This is a genomic window from Burkholderia sp. Se-20373, from assembly GCF_017104705.1.
GTDB lineage: Bacteria > Pseudomonadota > Gammaproteobacteria > Burkholderiales > Burkholderiaceae > Burkholderia.
Genome location: NZ_JAAGPH010000328.1, coordinates 1 through 1,866, shown reverse-complemented (window position 1 = coordinate 1,866; position 1,866 = coordinate 1). Strand labels below are relative to the sequence as shown.

The window sequence follows — 1,866 nt, the reverse complement described above, 5'->3', positions numbered from 1 at the left end:
CGCGGCTGCATCGGCTGCCGCGGGTGCGGGCCATGAAACGAAGCGCGCGGCCGATACGGGCGCGCACGCGCTCAAGGATGCACCGGCTTCCCGCGGCACGGCCGCGGGCGGCTACGGGCCGCGTCTCGCGAAAACCGCCGCACCGGCCGACAAGCCGGCCGCGAAGCCCGCGCTCGTGCGCCCGGCGCTGAACGGCGAGAAGCCGGCGGCGGCCACGGCCGGCACGTCCGACGACGATTGGGAGACCTTCTAAACCATGCCGCACGCGCGCGCGCCGTTTCGACCCGATGCACCGGATGCCTCGCCTCGCGCGGGCGAGCCGGGGCGCGATTTCGCGTTCACCGGCGCGGATTTCGCACGCATTCGCGCGCTGATCCATCAACGCGCGGGGATCTCGCTGTCCGAGCACAAGCGCGACATGGCGTACAGCCGTCTCGCGCGCCGCTTGCGGGCCCGCGGCCTCGACACGTTCCGCGACTACCTCGACCTGCTCGAGCAGGAAGACGATCCGCTCGAGTGGGAAGCGTTCACCAATTCGCTGACGACGAACCTGACGGCGTTCTTCCGCGAGTCGCACCATTTCCCGATCCTGTCGGATTTCGTGAAGGGGCGGCCGGCGCCGGTCTCGGTCTGGTGCTCGGCGGCGTCGACCGGCGAGGAGCCTTACTCGATCGCGATCACGCTGATCGAGGCGCTCGGCGAATCGGCCGCGCGCGGCGCGTCGATCCTCGCGACCGACCTCGACACGCAGGTGCTCGCGAAGGCGGAGGCCGGCATCTACACGTACGACCAGGTCAAGCACCTGGCGCCGGAGCGGCTGAAGCGCTTCTTCCTGAAGGGCACGGGCGCGCAGGCCGGCCGCGTGAAGGTGCGCCCCGAGCTGCGCGCGATGATCCGCTTCGAGCAGCTGAACCTGACCGATGCGGATTACGGGATCGCGAAGCCGTTCGACGCGATCTTCTGCCGCAACGTGATGATCTATTTCGACAAGCCGACGCAGGGGCAGGTGCTGTCGCGCTTCGAGCCGCTCGTGAAGCCGGGCGGGCTGCTGTTCGCCGGCCATTCGGAAAACTTCACGTATGTCACGCAGGCGTTCCGGCTGCGCGGGCAGACGGTGTACGAACTGACCCGCGACGCCGCCCAGGGCACGCGGCCGCGGGGCGCGCAGGCGAGCGCGATGCCGTCTCCCGCGCGCATGCATGCCGCGGGCGCCGCGTCCGCTCTTGGAGAGCGTGGATGAGCGCCCTGCCGATCGCCACCAATCGCTACTTCGACAACCACTTCGGCCGTCCCGGCGTGAAGCTGCTGCCGAACGAGTTCTACACGACGTCCGACGACATGGTGCTGATGACCGTCCTCGGCTCGTGCGTCGCCGCGTGCCTGCACGACCCGTACGCGGGCATCGGCGGGATGAACCACTTCATGCTGCCCGACGACGGCGCCGATCCGGGCGCGGCCGCGTCGGAATCGATGCGCTACGGCGCGTATGCGATGGAAGTGCTGATCAACGAGATGATCAAGGCCGGCGGGCGCCGCGAACGTTTCGAGGCGAAGGTGTTCGGGGGCGCCGCCGTGCTGGCCGGGATGACGACGATCAACATCGGCGACCGCAACGCGGATTTCGTGCGCCGCTACCTCGCGCTCGAACGCATCCGCATCACGGCGGAAGACCTGCAGGGCGTGCACCCGCGCAAGGTCGCGTTCATGGCGGCCACGGGGCGCGCGGCGGTGAAGAAGCTGCGGCTGCAGGTGCCGGGCGTCACCGAGCGCGAAGCCGCGCTCGCCCGCGAGGCCGATCGCGCCCGCGCCGCACGGCCGCGTCCGCAAGTCGAGCTGTTCGCGGCGAAGCGTCCGGCGCCGCCGCAG

General features: G+C 70.4%; 2 protein-coding genes and 1 pseudogene. All 3 read left to right on the top strand.

Annotated features, from left to right (window positions below; translation table 11 throughout):
* Positions 1-253, top strand: a pseudogene (locus tag G3N96_RS38560) (methyl-accepting chemotaxis protein); the annotation flags it as partial.
* Positions 254-256: 3 nt separating this feature from the next.
* Positions 257-1,240: a CheR family methyltransferase gene (locus tag G3N96_RS38555; protein WP_124584433.1), complete on the top strand. Its 984-nt coding sequence runs from the start codon at positions 257-259 to the stop codon at positions 1,238-1,240.
* Positions 1,237-1,866, top strand: a 630-nt coding sequence (gene cheD, locus G3N96_RS38550) for a chemoreceptor glutamine deamidase CheD (RefSeq protein WP_206140479.1), incomplete at its 3' end; no start/stop codon positions are given. The genes G3N96_RS38555 and cheD, both read left to right, overlap by 4 nt.